Below are 20,446 nucleotides of genomic sequence, written 5' to 3' on the forward strand. Positions count from 1 at the left end.
ATAGACAGGAATATACAGGCTGCCATCCGCCGCCGGGAGCCCTGACGACGGGACCGGCGCGCTCGACGAGACGGACGTCGCTCCGTCATGCCTTCCGGCGCACACCCCGAAGAGGGAGACACTCGTTTGCGTACCGACACCGCCGGCCTGAGCAGAGGGCTCCGTTCCCGGCACATCCGCTTCATCGCCCTCGGCTCCGCGATCGGCACCGGGCTCTTCTACGGCTCCTCCGAGTCCATCCGGGCCGGCGGGCCCGCGGTCCTCCTGGCCTATCTGATCGGCGGAGCCGCCGTCTTCCTGGTGCTGCGGTCCCTCGGCGAGATGGCCGTGGCCTCCCCGAGCGCCGGCTCCTTCGGCGAGTACGCGACCAAGCACCTCGGGCCGCTCGCCGGATTCACCACGGGCTGGACGTACGCCTTCGAAATGGTGATCGTCTGCGTGGCGGACATCACCGCGGTCGGCATCTACATGGGCTTCTGGTTCCCCGACGTGCCACGGTGGATCTGGGTGCTGGCCGCCGTCCTCCTCATCGGCGCGCTCAACCTCGTCAGCGTCAAAGTCTTCGGCGAGCTGGAGTTCTGGCTCTCCCTGGTGAAGATCGTCGCCATCGTCGCGATGATTCTGGCCGGCATCGCCGTGATCGTCTTCGGCCTCGGCAACGGCCACGGCCACATCGGCCTGTCGAACCTGTGGAGCAACGGCGGCTTCTTCGCCGGCGGCGCCGACGGGTTCGTCTTCTCCTTCGCCGTGGTCATGTTCGCCTTCGGCGGCACGGAGATCATCGGTGTCACGGCGGGTGAGGCCCAGTCCCCCGAGAAGACCATCCCGAGCGCGGTCAACTCCATCCCCCTGCGGATCATCCTCTTCTACGTCCTGACACTGGCTGTGATCATGTCGATCACCCCCTGGCAGAACATCGGCGCCTCGGGCAGCCCCTTCGTCGAGATCTTCGCCGGCGTCGGGCTCAAGTCCGCGGCCGCCGTGCTGAACCTGGTCGTCCTCACCGCCGCTCTGTCGGCGATCAACAGCGACATCTTCGCCGCGGGCCGCACGATGTTCGGCCTGGCACAGCAGCGACAGGGCCCCGCGGTCATGCTGCGCGTCACCCGCAACGGCGTGCCGTGGGTGACCACCCTCGTCATGATCGGGGCCCTGCTGCTCGGCGTGCTGATGAACGTCCTCATGCCCGGCGAGATCTTCCTCGTCATCGCCTCGATCGCCACCTTCGCCACCGTCTGGGTGTGGCTGATGATCCTGCTCACCCACGTCAAGGCGCGCAAGGCGATGTCCGCCGAGGAGACGGCGGCCCTGAAGTTCCCTGCCCCTTTCTGGCCCTACGGTCAGATCGCCGCCATCGTCTTCATGACCGCGGTCCTGGTGTTGCTCGGCTTCCAGGAGAGCACGCGTGTCGCCCTGGTCGTCGGCGCCGTCTGGCTGGCACTCCTCGCGAGCGTCTACGCACTCTGGGTCCGACCGCGGCGTCCCGCCCCCCGGCCCGGGACCGTCCGGGAGCAGACGGCGGACACGCCCCGGGACGCGGACCTGGCGAATCTGGAGGGGCCGGCCGGCGTACCGCGATGAACAGCCACCGGGGAGCGCCCTCGGCCTGCTCACGGACGTCGGACGGCTCGGTCACCGTACGGGCGGCGCAGTAGCCGGGCGGGAGACGGCGGTGGACCGGGCGCACCGTGAACCGACCGGCCCGTGTGTTCGTCCTCAACCGGTGGGAGAATGACACCGGGCAGGGCGGATGACAGCACGGGAGAGGGATGTGACGGCCACACCACCACAGGCCACACCACCGCAGCCGTGCACGCCTTTCGCGCCATGCGGCGTTCACCGGCCCGCCCCCGGCGGCCCCTCACCGTCGTCCGCCTCGCCGTCCACCGGTCGCACCACCACGCCGCGCCCGGTCACCGCGCCCACGGCCCGCGCCACCTGCCCCGTCACCGCACCCACCCCCGTCCGCGAGACCCTCGTGCTTCTCGCCCTCCCCCTCGTCGCCGCCCTGGTGCTTCCCGCCGCGTTCGCCGGGGGCGGCACGCGACGGTGGTTCGGAGGGCGGGCCGAGGGGCTGCGGGCCGAGGCGCAGGCCGCCAAGGACGCCGCGGCGGCCGCGTTCTACGAGCTCGACACCGCCCAGCGGGATCTGAGGATCTCGATCGAGACCATCACCGCCGTCGACGACTCCCCCGCCGCCCGCCGCGTCGTCGCCGACTTCGAGGCGCTCGGGCGGCGCATCGACGAGGCCAGTCACCGGTACATCGAGGCCGTCGACGCCCACGATCTCGACCGGGTGGATCTCGAAGCCTCCGTGGCCTCCCGCGCCCGGGCCGATCTCGTCGCCGCCACGGACGAACTCGGCCGGGTCAAGCAGGAGCTGGAACGTTTCGGCGAGAGCCTCGGTCCGCTGCTCGGCAAGGCCGAGACCCGGCTGGCCCGGGTCGCCCCGGCCGTGGAGCGCGCCCGCCAGGCGCTGCTCGCCGCGAGCAACGCCCTGGACGGCACCCGGGCATCCGGGCTCAGGGCCGACGACCTCGCGGCCCGGCTGGCCGCCCTGGCCCCGGAGCTGACCAAGCTCAACCAGGGCGCGGGACAGCACGGTGTGACGCAGACCCTGGAGCGCGCCGAGCGGGTCGCGCGGGAGGCCGAGGCCGTGCGGGTGGAGGCCGAGCGGCTGCCGGAGCAGGTCGCCGAGATCGATCACCGGCTTGTGTCCCTGCGCACCCGGGCGCAGGCGCTCACCACGCGCGCCGGGCAGGTGCAGCCCGTACTGAGCGAGTTGCGGCGGCGGTTCGTGGCCGCCTGCTGGCAGGACCTCCAGCGGGTGCCGGAGCAGGCCGCCGAGGCCGTGCGGCAGGCGGAGCAGAAGCTGAACGAGGCGCAGACGGCGCGGGACGCCCAGCGCTGGGCGGACGCGATGTCGCTGCTCGCGACCGTACGGGCGCTGCTGAACACGACGGACGAGGCCGTGTCCGCCGCCGGGGACCGCCTCACGAGGCTGAACGCCGTGCAGAAGGATCCGCAGCAGGAGATCGACCGGACCCGGTTCGCGATCCGGGACGCGCAGCGGCTGGCCATGGCGGGCCGGACGACGCCCGATCCGCGCGATGCCCGCCCGCTGGACGACGCCGTGGCCCGGCTGGACCGCGCGGTCGCCTCGCTCCAGGGCCGTCACCCCGACTACTGGCACTTCCTGACGGAGACCGAGGCGGTGCGGCAGACGGTGGCCGGGGTGGTCACGCAGATCCGGCAGGAGCGGGGGGCCGGCCACTGAGCCCGTCCCCCTGACAGGGAGGGGGCCGTCACCGTCCGGGGCCGGCCCCCGCTCCGGCAGGCACCGCTCAGGTGCGGTAGGCGTAGTACGCCGCGTTGGGGTAGGACGCGATGATGCTTGCCACCGACCGGTTGTAGGTGTTGGTGGAGTGGTACGTCACGTACGGCACACCCTGCGGGCTGCGATAGGTGACGATCATGGAGTGGTCCTTCGACCCGTCCTTGTTGAAGTCCATCTGCAGCACGTCACCGACGTCCAGCTGGTAGACGTTGGCGAGGCTGGTGACCCGCTTGGAGGACAGGGCGAACCACGAGAACTCGTTGACGCCGACGAACGAGTCCGACTGGATGTCGGCGTTGCCGAACCACTTGTGGAAGTCCGACGTGTAGCCGGGGACGTGCTTCCAGCCGCCCGCCTTCAGGGACTGGCTGACGAAGTTGGTGCAGTCACCGCCACCGCCCTGCCCGTTGAAGTCGGGGTAGTCGGGGTTGTACTGCTTCCAGTACTTCTGCGCGTACGCCGCCATGGCCTTGTAGTCGTAGCCGGTGGCGGAGAAGTTCTTCGGCTTGGCGGGCGCGGGCAGCGTGGTGGCCGAGCGGGGCGCCACGGGCGGAGCGTCGTCGGCGGCGGTCTTCGGCTCGGCGACGGCCGGCTTGGCCACCTGGTTCACCGCGAGGTAGCCGTCGTCGGTGTCACGGATACCGGTCAGCTGCCAGTCCCCGTGCCGGTCGGCCTTGAAGGTCAGCTCGTGGTGGGCCTGGAAGCCGGTGGTCTTCGGCTCGGAGCCCTTGGTCTTCGCGTACGTCAGGGTGGTGGTCTCGGTGACGTCGACCGTGGCGCGCCGGCCCTTCACCTGCGTCGCGTCCAGCGTGACGCCGGTGCTGCCCGCGCTGTACTTCTCGCCCAGCTTCGCGAGGCGGGTCTTGCGGCCGCGCAGTTCGGACAGCGCCGAGTTCTCCTGGTGCGACTGCGTGCCGGACAGGCGCACCCTGCCGGAGAAGCCGGACGTGAGCTGGGGCCCCTCCCCCTGCCCGCCCTTGGCGTCCACCAGAGCGTTGGTGCGGTCGGTGAAGACCGCGTCGGCCAGCCGCTGGAAGGTGGCCTTGGTCGCCGGGTCCACCGTCGGGTCGTCGGTCACCGCCGCGCCCGCGCTCCAGTTGGGCACCAGGGCCACTCCGGCAGCCACCGAGGCGGCCGCCGCGGTGATGATGGTGGCCCGACGCCTCTTACGGCTCAATCTTCTTGATTTCAATGCTGTTTCCCCTCTACACCGGTACACCTACCGGGCGACGGCATCTTCGCACGGCGTGTGCGCCTGTTGTGAAGAGGGGACGCGCAAGTGGAACCAAGCGGTTACCGGGGTCACTTGACCACCGTCGACCAGTCCGGCGACTGCGCCGGGTCCAGGCCGCGCAGCCGTTGCAGGGTCTCGGGCTTCTGCACGTCGAGCCAGTCGGCCAACTCCCTGAAGGACACGCATTTGACGCCCTTCTTGGTGCACACGTTCTTCACGACCTGGTCGATGGCCTTCATGTAGATGCTGCCGTTCCAGTCCTCGAAGTGGTTGCCGATGAACAGGGGTGCCCGGCTGCCGTAGTAGACGCGGTTGAAGCCGGCCAGGTAGGAGTCCACGGTCATCTGCTCCCACTGGGGATACTTCGCGGGTTTGCCGTGGGTCTCGCCGCCCGACTGGTTGTAGAGGAAGTTGAAGTCCATGGACAGGCCCTGGTACTTGCCGCCCTCGTACGGGAGCATCTGCAGCGGGAAGTCCCAGACGCCGTTCTTCTTGGCCGGCCATATCTGGAAGTCGCCCGGGGAGCTGGCGTCGTAGCGCCAGCCGTAGCTCTTCATGGCCTTCAGCAGGTTCTTCTGGCCCTCCAGGCAGGGCGCGCGCCCGCCGGTGACCTCCTTCTTGAAGTCGAAGGGCAGGGCCGGGATGTCCTTGTAGCCGGTGTTGGTCTTCCAGTTCTCGACGAAGGAGTAGAACTGGTCGATCTCGCTCTTCCACTCGTCGACACTCCAGTCGCCGCCGCCCTTGGCGCCGCAGAAGTGTCCGTTGAAGTGGGTGCCGATCTCGTTGCCCTCGTCGTAGGCCTTGCGGAGCTGTTCCAGCGTGGTGCGGATGTGCTCGTCGGTGGCGTAGTCGATGGCGGCGGCACCCACCGGGTGCTGCGGCGGGTGGTAGAGGTTCTTCTTGTCCTTGGGCAGCAGGTAGATGCCCGTGAGGAAGAACGTCATGTGGGCGTTGTACTGCTTCGCCATCTCGCGGTAGTGGGAGAAGAGATGGTCGTCGCCCTCCAGGGCGCCGTCCCAGGAGAACACGACGAACTGCGGCGGTTTCTCACCGGGCTTGAGCGGCTCCGCCTTCAACTCGCCTTGCTGCGGACCGGTGTACGAGGTGGAGCCGTCCCCGATGATCTGTGTCTTGCCGTCCCACGCGGGTTCCTCGGTGGCCTTGACGCCGGCGCTGCCGCCTCCGTTCCTGGCGGTACCGGAATCGGCGGAGGCGGTCGCGGCGGTGCTGTCCGGCCAAGACACCACGAGGCAGGTGATCGTCACGGAGGCCACGGCGAGGAGGACCGCCAGGGTCACCCGGCCGTTGATACGGCCGTTGGTACGCGAGAGACGGGAGAAGCGGGACGGGCGTGCTCGGCGGCGACGAGCGTTTCTCGTGGTCATGGGCGGCTCGTTCTGCGAGGAGGGGGGTGGCTGCGTGCGGTGTCCCGGCCGTCGGCGTCAGCCGAGGGGCTTCAGGGCGTTCGACCAGATGCCGTAGGGGACGGCGGCTGCGGTGCCGTCGAGTCCCTCGAGCGGCAGTGGTTCGAGGCTCTTGGACAGGTCCATGCGGTAGACGACGACCGCGGTCGACACGGACGCGGTCGTTCCGACGTACCAGGAGGCGGTGTCGTTCTGCGTCGTGCCGGCCTTCCCGGCCACCGGGGCCGAGGCGGAGACCGCGTCCGGATGGGCGCGGCGGAAGGACTCGGTGAGCGCCTCGGTGACCTGGCGGGCCACCGTGGAGCCGACCGCCCGTCCGGCCGTCGGCGTCTTCAGGGCGACCGCGGCACCGTTGCGGGTCATCCGGAGCACCGAGTAGGGCTCGGTGTGGGTACCGTCCGCGGCGAAGGTGGCGTACCCGCTCGCCATGCGGATGGCGCTGGGCGTGGAGTTGCCGAGGGACAGCATGGGCACCTGGGAGCCCATGCTGGAGGAGAGCAGCCCGGCCGCCTGCGCCGTCCGGCGCACCTCGGCCAGTCCGGTGTCCATCCCGAGCTGCATGAACGGGGTGTTCACGGAGCGGACGAGCGCCTGGCTCAGGGTGATCTGACCATAGGACTTGGCGCCGTCGTTGTGGGCCGAGACCTTCTTGCCGCTGCGGTCCCAGTACGGCCCCTCGGGCGTGGTGACGGGGATGCCGTCGTCGCCGTCGTACACCGTCTCCGGGGTGACCGGAGTCGCGGGACCGCCACGGGTCTTGTGGACTCCGTGCTCCAGGCCGGCGGCGTAGACGAACGGCAGGAACGCCGAACCCGCGGGCACCGTCGCCGCGTTGGACTCGTTGTAGCCCTGCGTACGGTGGTCGGGGCCGCCGTACACGGCGAGGATCCGTCCGTCGTCGGCCACCGAGGCGGCGCCGTAGTGGGCGGTCTTCACCAGGGCGGCGTGGTCCTGCGCCGCCTGCTCGCGGGCCTTGGTCACGGCGTCCGTGAGCGCGTTTTCCCGCTTGCGGTCCAAGGTCGTGTAGATCTGGTAGCCGCCCAGGTCGAACTGCTTGTCCGAGATGTGCGCGGACTTCTTCGCGTACTGCGTCACCAGTTCCACCAGGTAGTCGCTCTGCTTGCCGGTGTCGTAGAGCGGGTTCTGCTTGAGCGGCTCGGGGAACGTCTTGTACTTCGCCCGCTCGGCCGGCGACAGCTTGCCGATCTTGACCATGCGGTCGAGGATCCAGGACCAGCGTTCCACCGCCCGGTGGTGGTTCGCCTTGTTCAGCGTGGGGTCGTAGAGACCGGCGCCCTTCAGCAGGGAGGCGAGGAAGGCGGCCTCCGAGGCGTTGAGCCGGCTGACGTCCTTGCCGTAGTAGGCCTGGGAGGCACGCTGGATGCCGTAGGTGCCGCGGCCGAACCAGCTCGTGTTGAGGTAGCCCTCGAGGATCTCGTCCTTGCTCATCCTGTTGTCGAGCTTGAGGGCGATCATCGCCTCGGTGAACTTGCGGCTGACCGTCTGGTTCTGCGTCAGATAGACGTTCTTGACGTACTGCTGGGTGATCGTGGAGCCGCCCTCGGTGTCGCCCTCGCCGACCGTGCGCCACAGGGCGCGGGAGAGGCCTTTGACGGAAATGCCCGGGTCGGTGTAGAAGCTCTCGTTCTCCGCCGCGAGCACCGCCCACCGCACCTGCACCGGTATGTCCTTCAGGGGCATCGCCTGCCGCTGCACCCATCCGGTACGGGCCATGGGGGTGCCGTCGGACCAGAAGTAGACGTTGTCCTGCTGGGTGGCGTACGAGTTGAGGTTGTTCGGTATGTCCGTGGCGGCGTAGGCGACGACGAGGAACGCGCCGCTCAGCCCGATCGACGCCAGCACCGCCCCGAGCCACTGGCGCCAGGAGGGCGCCCAGCGCCGCCAGCCGACGCGGCCCGGCCGCGGATACACCGGCTTGAGCTTGCGGGCGTAGGGCGCGGCCTTCCGGGCGTAGGGCGCGAGTTGCCGGGTGACGGGTTCGAGCTTCCCGGCCAACGGCGCGAGGGCGGCGGTGACACGAGTGAGGGCCGACGGCGGCGCTGCCTTCTTGCGGGTGGCGCGCCGGCCGGGTATCTCCGGCTTGAGGACGCGCAGTTGCATGGTGGCGTCCGGCGCTTGCGGCGCGGGAGCGTCCGCCTGGCCGGGTGCCGTGGCGCCCTTGCGCGGTCGCGTGACGGCATCCTCACCCGGCCGCGCGGCGGCATCCGGCCGCGCCCGCCCGCCGGCCCCCCGGACCGGTGGCGTCACGGCCTTCAACTGCATGGTGGTGTCCGGGGGCAGGGGCACCCCGGCCTTCAACTGCGGGGTGCCTTCCGGAGGCAGAGGTACCCCGGCCTTCGGCTGCGGGGTGGCTTCCGGGGGCAGCGGCGTCCCGGCCTTCAACTGCATGGTGGTGTCCGGGGGCAGGGGCACCCCGGCTTTCGGCTGCACGGTGATGTCCGGGGGCAGGGGCATCCCGGCCCTCAACTGCATGGTGGTGTCCGGATCGAAGGACCCTTCGGCCCGGGCGTCGTCGCCGGACCCCCCGGCCCGGGACTCACCCTCGGTGGGGCGCTGTCCGGACTGATGCGACGCTGCCCGACGGTGCGGACGGTCCCCGTCTTCGCTAGCCACGACGCCCCCGGTGTGCACACGGGCCCGGCAACACCGGCCCCCATTTCGCTGCCATGCCTCGGTCACGACTGCGTCTCCCTCGCACTCGGTCTTGCGCGCGGGCAGATACAGCGGCCACGCATGGTGCAGCGAGCCCCCCTCACGACCTCGCGGCTCATCGTGGCGCATATAAATTATCAGCGACTTCTGTGCTGTCTCGGCCCAGGAGCGGCACTGAAGTGTCCGCGCCGAGAATATTGAGGAGATCTTAAGAAGGCTCTCCGGTCGCCCTTCAGGAGCACGTCTGCCGTCGGCGTCCTGGGACCAGCGGGAACCCCCGGTTAGTCTGTGCGTATGCCTCGCTACGAGTACCGCTGCCGTACCTGCGGCGACACATTCGAACTGAGCCGCCCCATGGCGGAGTCCTCGGCCCCCGCGGCCTGCCCCTCGGGCCATGACGACACGGTGAAGCTGCTGTCCACGGTGGCGGTGGGCGGCACGTCCTCCGCCCCCGCACCGGCCCCCCGGGCCGGCGGCTCGGGCGGCGGATGCTGCGGCGGGGGCTGCTGCGGCTGAGCCAAGAGGCTTTGCCGGCGGCCTTTGTCGGCACCCTTTGTCCGCCGGTCGTCCCGGTTCCGGCTGTCCGAGCCGACCCGGCCCGTCCCCGGACCGAGGGCGGCCCGGGGGCGCCCTACACCTGACGCGCCGCCTTCAGGAACTCCCGCAGGATCCGCTCCCCGGCCGCCACGCCCCGCTCCGGCAGGGCGCTGATCCCCGGCGCCGTCCAGTCGGCGTCGGCGAGTTCGCCGTGGCCCGGGCGCCAGCCGAGGTCCGCCGCGAGCAGCAGGTCCGCGTCCAGCAGGGAGTCCCCGGCGGCCAGCGTCAGCGAGGCACCGGTGCGGCGGGCGACCTCGCGCACGGCCGCGCTCTTGGTGAGCGGCTTCGGCACGGCGTAGATCTTCCGGCCCTGCAACGACACGGTCCAGCCGCGGTTCTCCGCCCAGATTGTCAGTTCCTTCACCCACTCCTCGGGCAGCAGCTCACGCTCCACGACGAGATAGGCGAACAGGTCCTCGGCGAGGCGGTGCTTGCGCACCCAGACCGGGTCCGCGGTGGCCGCCAGATGGTCCCGCACCTCGGCCAGCGGCGCGCACTCCGCCGCGAGCCGCGTGAGGACCGCCGTGTGCCAGTCGGGGTCGGAGACACCGTCGACCAGCAGATGCCCGCCGTTGGCGCAGATCGCGTACGGCGGGGTGGGGCCGGGCAGGTTGATGCGCTGGTACTGCTTGCGGGTGCGGGTCGTGGTGGGCACGAACACCGCCCGGTCGGCGAGTTCGGTGAGCAGCGCCGCCGCGGTCTCGGTCAGGTACGACAGCGGCTTGCTCTCGTGCACCTCGACGCACAGCAGCCGGGGCGCCCGCGCGTCGGGCATGGTGAGTGCGAGCGCCGCGGCCGAGTAGATCAGCGTACGGTCGAGGTCGCTGGCGACCAGCACGGGGTTCATACGGTCACCGCCCGGCCGTCGGCGCCGGTGGCGCCCCGCGTGTACTGAGGGTGGATCAGCCCCACACAGCTGTACGGGAGCCCGTCGGTCTCCTCCACGGGCACGCCCCGCTGCTCCGCCAGCAGGCGTATATGGCCGAGGTCGGCGCCGGCCCCGGACCGGGCCAGGATCTTCCAGGGCACCCGGCGGAGCAGCACGCGCGTGGTCTCGCCGACGCCCGGCTTCACGAGGTTCACATCGTGGATGCCGTACTCCTCGCTGATGCGTTCCACCGCCGCCCAGCCCTCCCAGGTCGGGGTGCGGTCACCGCAGAGCAGTTCCTTGGCCTGCGCGTCGACGGCCTCCTCGACCTCTCCGAAGCGGGCGGAGACGGCGTCCAGGAAGACGGCCGAGACATCCGCCGCGGCGAGTTCGCGGTAGAACTTGGCGCCGTGGTAGTCGTGCGGTCCGACCAGGTCGGCGCGCAGCACGGTGCGTGAGATCAGCCCGGACACCGTCGAGTTGAGGCAGGCGGACGGGATGAGGAAGTCCTCCCGGGTGCCGTAGGTCCGCACGCACGAGCCCGGGTCGGCGAGCACCGCGATCTCCGGGTCGAAGCCGGTGACGCCCTCGGATTCCTCGAAGCGGCGTACGGCTTCGGCGAGTTCCCGGGTGATGGCGCCCTTGCCGGTCCAGCCGTCGACGAAGACGACGTCGGAGGGGTCGTGGTGGTGGGCCAGATAGCGCAGCGCGTTGGCGTCGATGCCCCGGCCGCGGACGATCGACACGGCGTAGTGCGGCAGGTCGAGGCCGTGCCGGTGCTTCGCCCACCGGCGCATCAGGACGCCGACGGGGGTGCCGGCCCGGGCGAGCGAGACGAGGACCGGCATCGGTGACCGCTCGGCGAGGACGGTCTCGGTGACCACTCCGACGGCCTGCGCGAGCCGCGCGGCCGAGGCGTCCAGGGCCGCGTGGAACAGCTCCTGGTACTGCTCGCTGGGCTGGTACTCCACCGGCAGCGACTCGGCGTAGTGCGCGCCGCCGCTCTGGATCGCCTCCTCGCGCTCCTCGGTGGGCGCCTCCAGGGTGACGTCCGAGAGGTCCTGGAGCAGCCAGCCGACCTCGTCGGGCGCGTACGAGGAGAAGGCGGGGCCGCGAAGGGGCTCGGGCAGCATGGCGGGCCTTTCGGGGGCGTACGCAGGCGCGGGGACGTAACTCGGGACGACCGCGAGCAGGACGTGCGGGGTGTGGGCGGCGAGCCGGTCGAGGAGGCCGCCGGGGGCGTGCAGTGCGGGGGTGTCGGCCGCCGAGTCCACGACGGCGACGACGGCGTCGAAGCCGGCGTCCGCGACGTTGTAGGCGTAGCGTTCGCCGGGGCCGTCGGCCGGGTCGTCGTGGGCGGGGAAGACGATCCGGGTGCGTATCGCGTAGCCGGGGTCGTCGACCGCGAGGACGGGCGAGCGGGTGGTCGTGGAGTAGCGGACCTCGGCGGCCTGGAGCCGCTCCAGCTCGCGGGCGAGCCTGAGCGGCGCGTACATCAGCTCCTCGGTGCCGAGCACGAGTACGCGCCGGGCTTCGGCGGGCAGCGCCCCGGCGAGCCGCCCGGCCATGGCGGGCAGCGCGCGCTCCAGACGCTCCCGGTGTCCGGGGGTGAACCCGTGCCGTCCGCCGTCGGGCAGACCGCGGGGCCAGCCGAGCGCGACCCGGGTGACCGTCCCGTGCGCCGGCCGGTCGGAAACCGCCGACTCGTGCCGGGCCACCAGCTCCCGTCCCTTCTCCAGGACCCCCTGGGGCAGCCGTACGGTCCCGGTGGCGGCCGTGACCAGGTCCACCCGGGCACCGATCTCCCGGGCGAAGTCCTCGAGCCGCCCCAGGTCCGCGGGCGAGCGCAGGTCGACGAGGGTGACGACGACGTACCGCCGCCGCGGATGGCGCTCGTGCAGGTCGCGGATCGTGTTCATGACCGTGTTGCCGGTGGAGAACTCGTCGTCGACCAGGACCAGCGGGCCGTCGCCCGCCAGCAGCGCCGGGTCCTTGGGGAGCAGCAGATGCGAGGTGGCGTGGGAGTGGGACTCCTCGAAGCCGCCCGCGCGCGCGACGCCCTCGACGGGGCGGCGGGTGGAGTGCAGATAGGGCGCGAGACCGAGGCCGTCCGCCACACAGTGGCCGAGACCAGTGGCCGTCTCCGCGTACCCGAGCACGACCGCGCGCCCGGCCTCGTCGGCGCCCAGCAGGTCCCTGACCCGGCGGCCGAGCGCGACCCCGTGGCCGTGGACGACGGACGGGGACTGCGGGACGTGCTTGCCCAGCACGTTGGAGACGAGCAGGTGTGCCCGCTTGGGGTTGCGCCTGAGCGCGAGTCCCAGCAGTTCGGGCAGCCGCTCGTCACCGACGAGTTCCACCCCGAGCCGCTCGGCGACCCAGGTCCCGGACCAGACCACGTTCTTCCTCGGTTCCTTCTCAGTACGACGGTTGGGCGGCGGTTTCGGCGCTGGGAGCTCGGAGCTCGGAGCTCTCAGTGCGGCACCCCGGCCGCCAGCAGTTCCACGAAGCCGATGTCCTCGTTCGCGACGCCGAAGACCTCGGCGCGCTGGAGGGTGCGCTCGGCCCAGGCGCGGTGCGGCTTCACCTCGTTCATCTTGTTCGTGTACGCGGAGCGCAGGACGCCCCCGCCGAGGCGCTCGGGCCGCAGGATGTCCTGTGCGTCGCTGTACTCCTCGTGACTGACCACGGACAGCGCGTGGACGGGCATCACATGCGAGGGGTGGATGCAGGTCTTGCCGAGCAGGCCGTTGGTGCGGTCGAGGGCGATCTCCCGCAGCAGCCCGTCCATGTCGTGCTCGATCAGCGCCTCGCGCAGTTCCTCGACCTCGCCCTCCAGGAACGGGCTGCGGCGCAACTGCGGCTTGAACATCCGCTCCTGGACCCGGAAGTACTCCCACACCGGGCCGGTCACCGTGAACCCGGTGCCGTCGGCGCGCCCCAGCACGTTGACGACGTCGGCGATCACGGAGGCCACGATCTGGACGTCGTAGGCCGTCATGTCGGGCGCTCTGCGCAGGCCGTAGGAGGAGCAGAAGTCGGTGACGCCGAGGCGCAGTGCGAGGACCCGGTCGCGCCACTTGTCGACCGTGCGGAAGATGCCGTCCAGGGTCTCCCGGCGTGTCTCCAGGTAGAGCAGGTCGGGGGACTCGAGGACCGGCATGGCGAACAGTCTGCGCCCGCTCGCCGTCTCCGCCGCGGTCAGGGCCTCCAGGAACGGCACGCCCCGGTCCTCGGTGAACTTCGGGAGCACGAACCCGGACAGCAGCCGCACGGCCGGGCCGAGCCGGGCCACCAGGTCCGGGATCTGCTCGGGGGCACGGACGCGGACGAACAGCAGCGGCGGTTCCGCGTCCGGGAGGGCCGCGAGGCCGGTGAACTGCCGGACCAGGTTCTCCTCGGCGTCCACGACGTCCGCGTCGTCGATGGAGTCCTCCAGGCACAGCACCATGGAGACCACTCCGCGGCCCGCCTGCTTGAGCACGTCGTCGGCCAGGTGCGGCCGGGTCGCCGGGCTGTACAGGGTGGCGCCGAGGGCCGCCGCGAGCACGCGGGCGGGCGAGTCGGCGGTGAAGACGGCCGGCTCCCGATGGAAGAGACGCCGCCGCCCCTCAGGGGCGATATGCCCGAAATGACGCATGAAACTCCCCCGTGCTGCCGGACGGCCCGAACCTTGGTGCTGGACGCCCCGAAAAGAGGCGGCCGGTAATAGTACGTAGAACTCCATGTCGGGGGTTCCCGTCGGGCGTGAAGTTCAGGTAACCCGGCTGTGTCGATGACCGGTCGGTGGTATGCGGGGGTGGGTGGGGCGGCCACGCCGGGGCGCCACCCCCACGTTGTCGTGACCAGGACGGAGAGGGCAGGATGACGCCATGACGCACGCGATGCTGAAGGGGTCGAACGTACCGCTCGAGGCCGCCGCGGTACGGGCGGTGCTGCGCTGGGCGCCGGGACAGAGCGTCCCGGACGTCGACGCCTCGGCGCTGCTCCTCGGTCCCGACGGACGGGTGCGGTCCGACGAGGACTTCGTCTTCTACAACCAGCCCCGGCATCCGTCGGGGGCGGTCCGGCTGCTCGGCAAGAAGCGGGAGCCGGAGGGGCTGACCGACACGATCCAGACGGATCTGACGGGCGTCGAGCCCGGCGTGGGCCAGATCCTGCTGGTCGCCTCGGCGGACGACGTCCCCTTCGACCGGGTGCGGGCCCTGCGTGTGCTGCTGTACGACGCCTCCGCCGCCGACGCCGAACCGCTCGCGTACTTCGACATCAAGCCGGAGACGGGCGCGGAGACGGCGCTGATCTGCGGGGAGCTGTACCGGCGGGGCGAGGGCTGGAAGTTCCGGGCGCTCGGCGAGGGCTACTCCAACGGGCTCAAGGGCCTCGCGAACGACTTCGGCATCTCGGTGGACGAGTCCGAGACCCCGCCGGCCGGCACCGGGCAGGTGCCGACGGGGGCCACGGCCCCGGTACCCGCCGTGGCCACGGCGTCCGTGCCCGCGCCGCCCGAGGTGTCGGTGCCGCTGCCGCCGGAGCAGCCGGCGCCCTCCTACGGATATCCGCCGGAGTCGGCGACGCAGCCCGCCTACGGCTACCCCCAGCCGACCGGTCAGCCGGCTTACGGCTACCCGCAGCCGGAGACCGCCGCGGTGCCCGCGCCCGCCTACGGCTATCCGCCCACGGCGGCGCCCGTCCCGGACCCGGACTTCGAGCTGCCGCCGCAGGGGCCGCAGTTCATCGGGCGGTAGCGGCGGCGGGGGTGGTGGGCACAGGGCAGCCGCCGGTCACGCCTTGGCCTTGTAGCCCCGGCCCCACTGCAGGCCCCACCCGTACAGCCGGTCCAGTTCCGCCTGGAAGCCGTACACGAACTTCACCTCGCGGCGGACGACCAGCTCGCCCTTGATGTTCTCTATCAGGACGACGGCGCAGGAGCGGGCCTGCGGGTGGCGTTCGTCGAGGCTGATCTCGATGCGCGGGCCGTTGCTGGGGTAGAGCGTGACGATGGCGTGCGTACGGTCGAACGCCGGCGTCTGGTCGTAGATGTAGACGAAGATCAGCAGCCGCTTGAAGTCGTCCCGGTGGTCCAGGTTGACGAAGATCGTCTCACCGGTGCCGGAGCCGAACCGGTCGTCGCCGCTGAGCTTGATGTAGGGCGGGTCGTTCAGCTCCCCGAAGAAGTTGCCCAGCGGCTGCACCACGCCCTTGGAGCCGTCGGCCAGCTCGTACATGCAGCCCAGGTCGAGGTCGACGTTGACCATGCTCTGGGTGTGGGCCTGCACCACCTCCGGGGTGAACAGCCGCAGAGGGTGGCGCAGCAGGCTGACCCGCTCGGGGGCGCCTATGTCAGAGGTCCGCATCCGCCACGACAGGTTGATGCGCAGATTGCCGGTCGCCGCCCCCTGCTTGGTGAGCGAGACCCGGTGGTGCCGTTTGGTCAGTTCGATCGCGTTGGTCGCCGCGCTGCCCGAGTCGAAGTCGGTGGCGCGCCCGCGCCACACGCCGTCCCAGAAGCCCATGTCCGCCCCCAGTGCCAGTGGTTCAACAGCCGCGGGGCGGCCGCCGAGGGCGACGAGTCCTCACGGCCGCCCCGAAAGAGCGTTCCTCGTCGGAACCCGGTCCACACCACGCTGCGGCCGCGTTCGGCGAGTGAGCCGAAGGGGCCTGTGCGTCCTGGAGGCGAACCGAGCCCCGAAGAGGAGGGTGCTAGACGGCGGACGAGACCTCAGCCCGTTCGTCCGAGGCCGCGCCCTTTCCCTCGGCCGCGGCGAGCGCCTGGTTGCGGCGCACCGAGGACCAGAAGGACCAGCCGATCAGGACGACACCGACGAGACCGGTGATCACCTCGTTGATCTCGTACTGGATGGTGACCATGAGGATCACGGACAGCGCGCCGATCGCGTAGTGCGCGCCGTGCTCCAGGTAGACGTACTCGTCGAGGGTGCCCTGGCGGACGAGGTAGACGGTCAGCGACCGGACGTACATCGCGCCGATGCCGAGGCCGAGTGCCATCAGCACGATGTCGTTGGTGATGGCGAAGGCGCCGATCACGCCGTCGAAGGAGAAGGACGCGTCCAGGACCTCCAGGTAGAGGAACATGAAGAACGCGGCCTTGCCCGCGAGCAGCACCGCCGAGCGGTTCTTGCCGGTGCGCCGGGCCTCTTCTTCCTCCTCCTGCTCGCGCTCCTCCTCTTCCTCCAGCCGGCCCTCGAAGAAGCCGGACAGGCCCCCCACGACCAGGTAGGTGATCAGGCCGGCGATACCGGAGATCAGGACCGTCTGCGCCTTGTCGACGTGCGCGCCGCCGTGCTGGTGGGCGTGGGTGGCGAAGGTGAAGGAGGTGATCAGCAGGACGATCAGCGCGATGCAGACCGACAGCATGTCGACCTTGCCGAGCTTGGCGAGCGGGCGCTCGATCCAGCGCAGCCACTGGATGTCCCGCTCCTCGAAGATGAAGTCCAGGAAGATCATCAGCAGGAACATCCCGCCGAACGCGGCGATCGCGGGGTGTGCGTCGGTCACGAGCTGCTGGTACTGGTTCTTGTCGGTCAGCGCCAGATCGACCGCGTCTATCGGGCTCTTCTTCGCGGTGACGGCGACGATCACGACCGGGAAGACCAGTCGCATACCGAAGACCGCGATCAGTACGCCCACCGTGAGGAAGATTCTCTGCCAGAAGGCATTCATCCGCTTCAGGATTCCGGCGTTGACCACGGCGTTGTCGAAGGACAGCGAGATCTCGAGGACGGACAGGATCGCCACGATGCCAAAGGCGGTCCACCCCCCGTAGAGGACCGCTGCGGCGAGGCCGATCGCGGTGACCACGAACGACCAGCCGAAGGTTTTCAAAAGCACTGGATACCCAATCCGTACGTGTAGGGGTTCCCCCCTCGCCGTACCCGGCTTTACGAAACGTTGACTCCGAAGTCTAGAGCGATCCCGCGAAGCCCGGACGCATACCCCTGACCCACGGCTCGGAACTTCCATTCGCCGCCGTGGCGGTAGACCTCGCCGAAGATCATGGCGGTCTCGGTGGAGGCGTCCTCGCTCAGGTCGTAGCGGGCGAGTTCCTGGCCGTCGGCCTGGTTGACGACACGGATGAAGGCGTTGCTGACCTGGCCGAAAGTCTGGCCGCGCTCGTCGGCCAGATGGATGGAGACCGGGAAGACGATCTTGTCGCACCGGGCGGGCACCTTGGCGAGATCGACCAGGATGGTCTCGTCGTCACCCTCGCCGTCACCCGTGAGGTTGTCGCCGGTGTGTTCGACCGAGCCGTCGGGGCTCTTGAGCTGGTTGTAGAAGACGAACCACTCGTCGCCCAGGACCCGGCCGCCGTGGCACAGCAGCGCGCTGGCGTCGAGGTCGAAGGGGGCTCCGGTGGTGGAGCGCGCGTCCCAGCCGAGCCCGATCATCACATGTGCGAGGTTCGGCGCGGCCTTGGAGAGGGAGACATTGCCTCCCTTGGCGAGTGTGACGCCCATGATGCTGGTCCTCCCCGAGATACTGCGATATCGCGTCGTCCCGGGGGCGGAGACCCCCGGCGGTGGGGGCCGGTCCCCCCGTGGTCATCCTGGCGGTACGAGGGCGGAACCCTCGGCGGTCGGGGGGTGGCTCCCCCGAGGACCGGAGGCGGAAACCCCCTGGCGAGCCGAGACGGCTCCCCTCCGGCGGTCGGAGACGCACACCGCCCGACGAGCGGAGCGGGCTCCTCCCTTTGCGTGGGTCGGCCGATGCCGATCCGTGGGCGGGACGGCGGACGCCGATCCGTGGGCGGGGCAGCCACCCCCCGTCCTGCGGGCCAGGACGGCCGACGCCCGGCCTACGGGCGGGTACGGCCGACTCCCGGTCGACGGAGACGGGTACCGCCCGGCGGACGGAGACGGCCACTCCCCCGGGCGGGGCGGGGCCGGCCGACACCCGGCCGACCGAGGGGGACGGCTGCCCCCGCCGGCAGAGACGGGCACCACGCGACAGCCGGAGACAACTCCTCCCCTGCGCGGAGACGGTCGCCGCCCGGCCGGCAGTGGGGAACGGCCGCCTCCCCGCAGCCGGAGACGGAGACCACCCGACGGACGGAGACGACTCCTCCCCTTGCGTGGGAGACAGCCGACGCCCGGCCGAGGGGCGGAAACGGCCGCCTCCCGCCGACGGAGCGCCGACGGAGACGGACACCGCCCGGCGGACGGAATCGGCCATTCCCCCTGTGTCCGGCGCCATGACCCTGACGGGACGGCGCCGGACGTCGGTGAATCCGGGTCCGGGACCGTGGCCGGCCCGGATCAGACGTTCACGCCGAAGTCCTGCGCGATACCGCGCAGTCCCGAGGCGTAGCCCTGGCCGATGGCACGGAACTTCCACTCCGCGCCGTGGCGGTACAGCTCGCCGAAGACCATGGCGGTCTCCGTGGAGGCGTCCTCGCTCAGGTCGTACCGTGCGATCTCCTGCTGGTTGGCCTGGTTGACGACGCGGATGAACGCGTTGCGCACCTGCCCGAAGGACTGCTGGCGGTTCTCGGCGTCGTAGATCGAGACCGGGAAGACGATCTTGTCGACGTCGGCCGGGACCGTGGCGAGGTTGACCTTGATCACCTCGTCGTCGCCCTCGCCCTCACCGGTGAGGTTGTCACCGGTGTGCTCCACCGAGCCGTCGGGGCTCTTGAGATTGTTGAAGAACACGAAGTGCTGGTCGCTGCCGACCTTGCCGGACGGGTTCAGCAGCAGGGCGCTGGCGTCCAGGTCGAAGTCGGTGCCGGTCGTGGTGCGGACGTCCCAGCCCAGACCGACGAGGACCGCGGTCAGACCGGGGGCCTCCTTGGTCAGCGATACGTTGCCGCCCTTGCTGAGGCTGACTCCCACGAGTCCTCCCTTGGTGTCCAGGGGCGGAGAGCCCCGTCGTGCGTTGATATCGGAACAACGACTCGATCCTAGTGACGGGTTCCCATGCCCCGCAGGCCTTGGAACCGAAGAATCACAGGGTGTCGAGCGCCTTCACGTACTCGTTCAGGTCACGGGCGTCCGGCAGATCGTTGACGACGGTCCACCGCACCACGCCCTCCTTGTCGATGATGAAGGTCCCGCGCACCGCGCAACCCTTCTCCTCGTCGAAGACGCCGTAGGCGCGCGAAGTGTTGCCATGCGGCCAGAAGTCGGACACCAGGGGGTACTCCAGGCCCTCCTGCTCGCCGAAGACGCGCAGGGTGTGGATGGAGTCGTTGGAGAGGGCGAGCAGCTGCGTGTCGTCGTTGACGAACTTCGGCAGGTTGTCGCGCAGCGCGCACAGCTCGCCGGTGCACACGCCGGTGAAGGCGAACGGGTAGAAGAGCAGCACCACGTTCTTGTGACCACGGAAGTCCGAGAGCCGCACGGTCGCGCCGTGGTTGTCCCGGAGTTCGAAGTCGGGGGCCTTGTCGCCGACCTGGATCGCCATGGTCCTGCTTCCCTTCGGTGGGGCTGTTCGGGTGGGAACCACCCTACGCAGCGCTCACCGAGGGCCACGGACGGGCTGAGCGGTGTCAGCCCGTCCGGCGTTCACGGACGAGGCCGTTCGGGCGGCCGGTACGGGGCCCGGGGGCGAGGCCCCCGGGTGCGGCCGCCGCGGTGCGGGGTCACGGCCGGCGGAGCGTCACCGCTTGGACTTGGCCGCCTTCGGCGTCACCAGCCGGGAGCCGCTCCAGTCCTTGCCCACGCTGACGCTCTTGGACGCCGACAGACCCGCCGTCGTCGCGGCTTCAGAGATGTCGCTCGGCTCCACGTAGCCCCTCCGGCCGGTCTTCGGCGTGAGGAGCAGGATCGAGCCGCCTTCCTCGATGTACGTGATGGCGTCCACCAGCACATCGGTCAGGTCGCCGTCCTCGTCGCGGAACCACAGCACCACGGCATCGGCGACGTCGTCGTACTCCTCGTCCACAAGCTCGCTGCCGACAACTTCCTCAATGGCCTCGCGGAGCTCCTGGTCGACGTCGTCGTCGTAGCCGATCTCCTGGACCACCTGCTCGGGCTGGAACCCCAGCCTCGCGGCAGGGTTCGTCCGCTCCTCCGCGTGGTCCGCGGTCGCGCTCACGGGTTGCCTCCTGATCATGTCTTGGATGGGGGTACCCCCTGCTCGTGAAGAGCTCGGGGGAATCTCAGCCACGCGCGTACGCGAAGCATTGGCCGTAGTCCACACGGGCGGGACGGATCGCGCAAGTACCCGGCCGTTCAGACCGCCGAAACGGTGACGATCCTGGCCGTGTCACCGCAACTTCAGGCACCGTATCGCGCCTCACGGTGATCTACACCACACCGTTCTGCCCGGTTTGCCCGTTCTGGAATCCTCTGCGG

General features: G+C 70.4%; 16 protein-coding genes. 4 read left to right on the forward strand and 12 right to left on the reverse strand.

What is annotated here, in order from left to right; all coding sequences use genetic code 11:
• Positions 1-126 precede the first annotated feature (126 nt).
• Together ACWD5Q_RS00870 and ACWD5Q_RS00875 are read left to right on the forward strand one after the other, a co-directional pair.
• Positions 127-1,581, forward strand: coding sequence for an amino acid permease (locus tag ACWD5Q_RS00870; RefSeq protein WP_451424830.1), 1,455 nt, complete (start codon positions 127-129; stop codon positions 1,579-1,581).
• 169 nt (positions 1,582-1,750) lie between these two features.
• Positions 1,751-3,277 (forward strand): hypothetical protein, encoded by a 1,527-nt coding sequence (locus ACWD5Q_RS00875; protein ID WP_451424831.1) that lies wholly within the window; start codon positions 1,751-1,753, stop codon positions 3,275-3,277.
• A 67-nt stretch (positions 3,278-3,344) separates the two neighbouring features.
• On the opposite strand, the gene ACWD5Q_RS00880 is transcribed toward ACWD5Q_RS00875, so the two are convergent.
• The 3 genes from ACWD5Q_RS00880 to ACWD5Q_RS00890 all read right to left on the reverse strand — a co-directional run bounded on the left by ACWD5Q_RS00880 (position 3,345) and on the right by ACWD5Q_RS00890 (position 8,116).
• A complete protein-coding gene (locus ACWD5Q_RS00880; protein WP_451424932.1) occupies positions 3,345-4,463 on the reverse strand; it encodes an amidase domain-containing protein in 1,119 nt (372 codons plus the stop codon).
• 176 nt (positions 4,464-4,639) lie between these two features.
• A complete protein-coding gene (locus tag ACWD5Q_RS00885; protein ID WP_451424832.1) occupies positions 4,640-5,956 on the reverse strand; it encodes a hypothetical protein in 1,317 nt (438 codons plus the stop codon).
• Between the two features lie 57 nt (positions 5,957-6,013).
• Entirely contained in the window at positions 6,014-8,116 is a 2,103-nt protein-coding gene (locus tag ACWD5Q_RS00890; RefSeq protein ID WP_451424933.1) for a transglycosylase domain-containing protein, read from the reverse strand.
• A gap of 846 nt (positions 8,117-8,962) precedes the next feature.
• Between ACWD5Q_RS00890 and ACWD5Q_RS00895 the strand changes: the two genes are divergently transcribed.
• On the forward strand, positions 8,963-9,184 hold the full coding sequence (locus tag ACWD5Q_RS00895; protein ID WP_451424833.1) for an FmdB family zinc ribbon protein: 222 nt from the start codon (positions 8,963-8,965) through the stop codon (positions 9,182-9,184).
• Between the two features lie 115 nt (positions 9,185-9,299).
• Here the strand turns inward: ACWD5Q_RS00895 and ACWD5Q_RS00900 are convergent, their stop codons facing one another.
• The 3 genes from ACWD5Q_RS00900 to ACWD5Q_RS00910 all read right to left on the reverse strand — a co-directional run bounded on the left by ACWD5Q_RS00900 (position 9,300) and on the right by ACWD5Q_RS00910 (position 13,773).
• On the reverse strand, positions 9,300-10,112 hold the full coding sequence (locus ACWD5Q_RS00900; RefSeq protein ID WP_451424834.1) for an HAD family hydrolase: 813 nt from the start codon (positions 10,110-10,112) through the stop codon (positions 9,300-9,302).
• A complete protein-coding gene (locus ACWD5Q_RS00905; protein ID WP_451424835.1) occupies positions 10,109-12,532 on the reverse strand; it encodes a phosphoribosyltransferase in 2,424 nt (807 codons plus the stop codon). The genes ACWD5Q_RS00900 and ACWD5Q_RS00905 overlap by 4 nt, the downstream gene beginning before the upstream one ends.
• Before the next feature lie 74 nt (positions 12,533-12,606).
• On the reverse strand, positions 12,607-13,773 hold the full coding sequence (locus ACWD5Q_RS00910; protein ID WP_451424836.1) for an HpcH/HpaI aldolase/citrate lyase family protein: 1,167 nt from the start codon (positions 13,771-13,773) through the stop codon (positions 12,607-12,609).
• Positions 13,774-14,005: 232 nt separating this feature from the next.
• On the opposite strand from ACWD5Q_RS00910, the gene ACWD5Q_RS00915 reads away from it, so the two are divergent.
• Positions 14,006-14,878, forward strand: coding sequence for a TerD family protein (locus tag ACWD5Q_RS00915; RefSeq protein ID WP_451424837.1), 873 nt, complete (start codon positions 14,006-14,008; stop codon positions 14,876-14,878).
• A 36-nt stretch (positions 14,879-14,914) separates the two neighbouring features.
• Here ACWD5Q_RS00915 and ACWD5Q_RS00920 read toward each other — a convergent pair whose 3' ends face one another.
• The 6 genes from ACWD5Q_RS00920 to ACWD5Q_RS00945 all read right to left on the reverse strand — a co-directional run bounded on the left by ACWD5Q_RS00920 (position 14,915) and on the right by ACWD5Q_RS00945 (position 20,186).
• Positions 14,915-15,646, reverse strand: coding sequence for a TerD family protein (locus ACWD5Q_RS00920; protein WP_451424838.1), 732 nt, complete (start codon positions 15,644-15,646; stop codon positions 14,915-14,917).
• Positions 15,647-15,833: 187 nt separating this feature from the next.
• A complete protein-coding gene (locus ACWD5Q_RS00925; protein ID WP_451424839.1) occupies positions 15,834-16,982 on the reverse strand; it encodes a DUF475 domain-containing protein in 1,149 nt (382 codons plus the stop codon).
• Between the two features lie 50 nt (positions 16,983-17,032).
• Positions 17,033-17,608, reverse strand: coding sequence for a TerD family protein (locus tag ACWD5Q_RS00930; protein ID WP_451424840.1), 576 nt, complete (start codon positions 17,606-17,608; stop codon positions 17,033-17,035).
• Between the two features lie 798 nt (positions 17,609-18,406).
• The gene (locus ACWD5Q_RS00935) at positions 18,407-18,982 is read right to left on the reverse strand and encodes a TerD family protein (protein WP_451424841.1); all 576 of its coding nucleotides are present in this window, start codon (positions 18,980-18,982) and stop codon (positions 18,407-18,409) included.
• Between the two features lie 112 nt (positions 18,983-19,094).
• A complete protein-coding gene (locus tag ACWD5Q_RS00940) occupies positions 19,095-19,553 on the reverse strand; it encodes a peroxiredoxin (RefSeq protein WP_451424842.1) in 459 nt (152 codons plus the stop codon).
• Positions 19,554-19,748: 195 nt separating this feature from the next.
• Positions 19,749-20,186 carry a DUF3052 domain-containing protein gene (locus ACWD5Q_RS00945; protein WP_451424843.1) on the reverse strand — a complete coding sequence of 146 codons (438 nt, stop codon included), beginning with the start codon at positions 20,184-20,186 and terminating at the stop codon, positions 19,749-19,751.
• Positions 20,187-20,446: the final 260 nt, after the last annotated feature.

It is taken from the genome of Streptomyces sp. NPDC002513 (assembly GCF_053595355.1).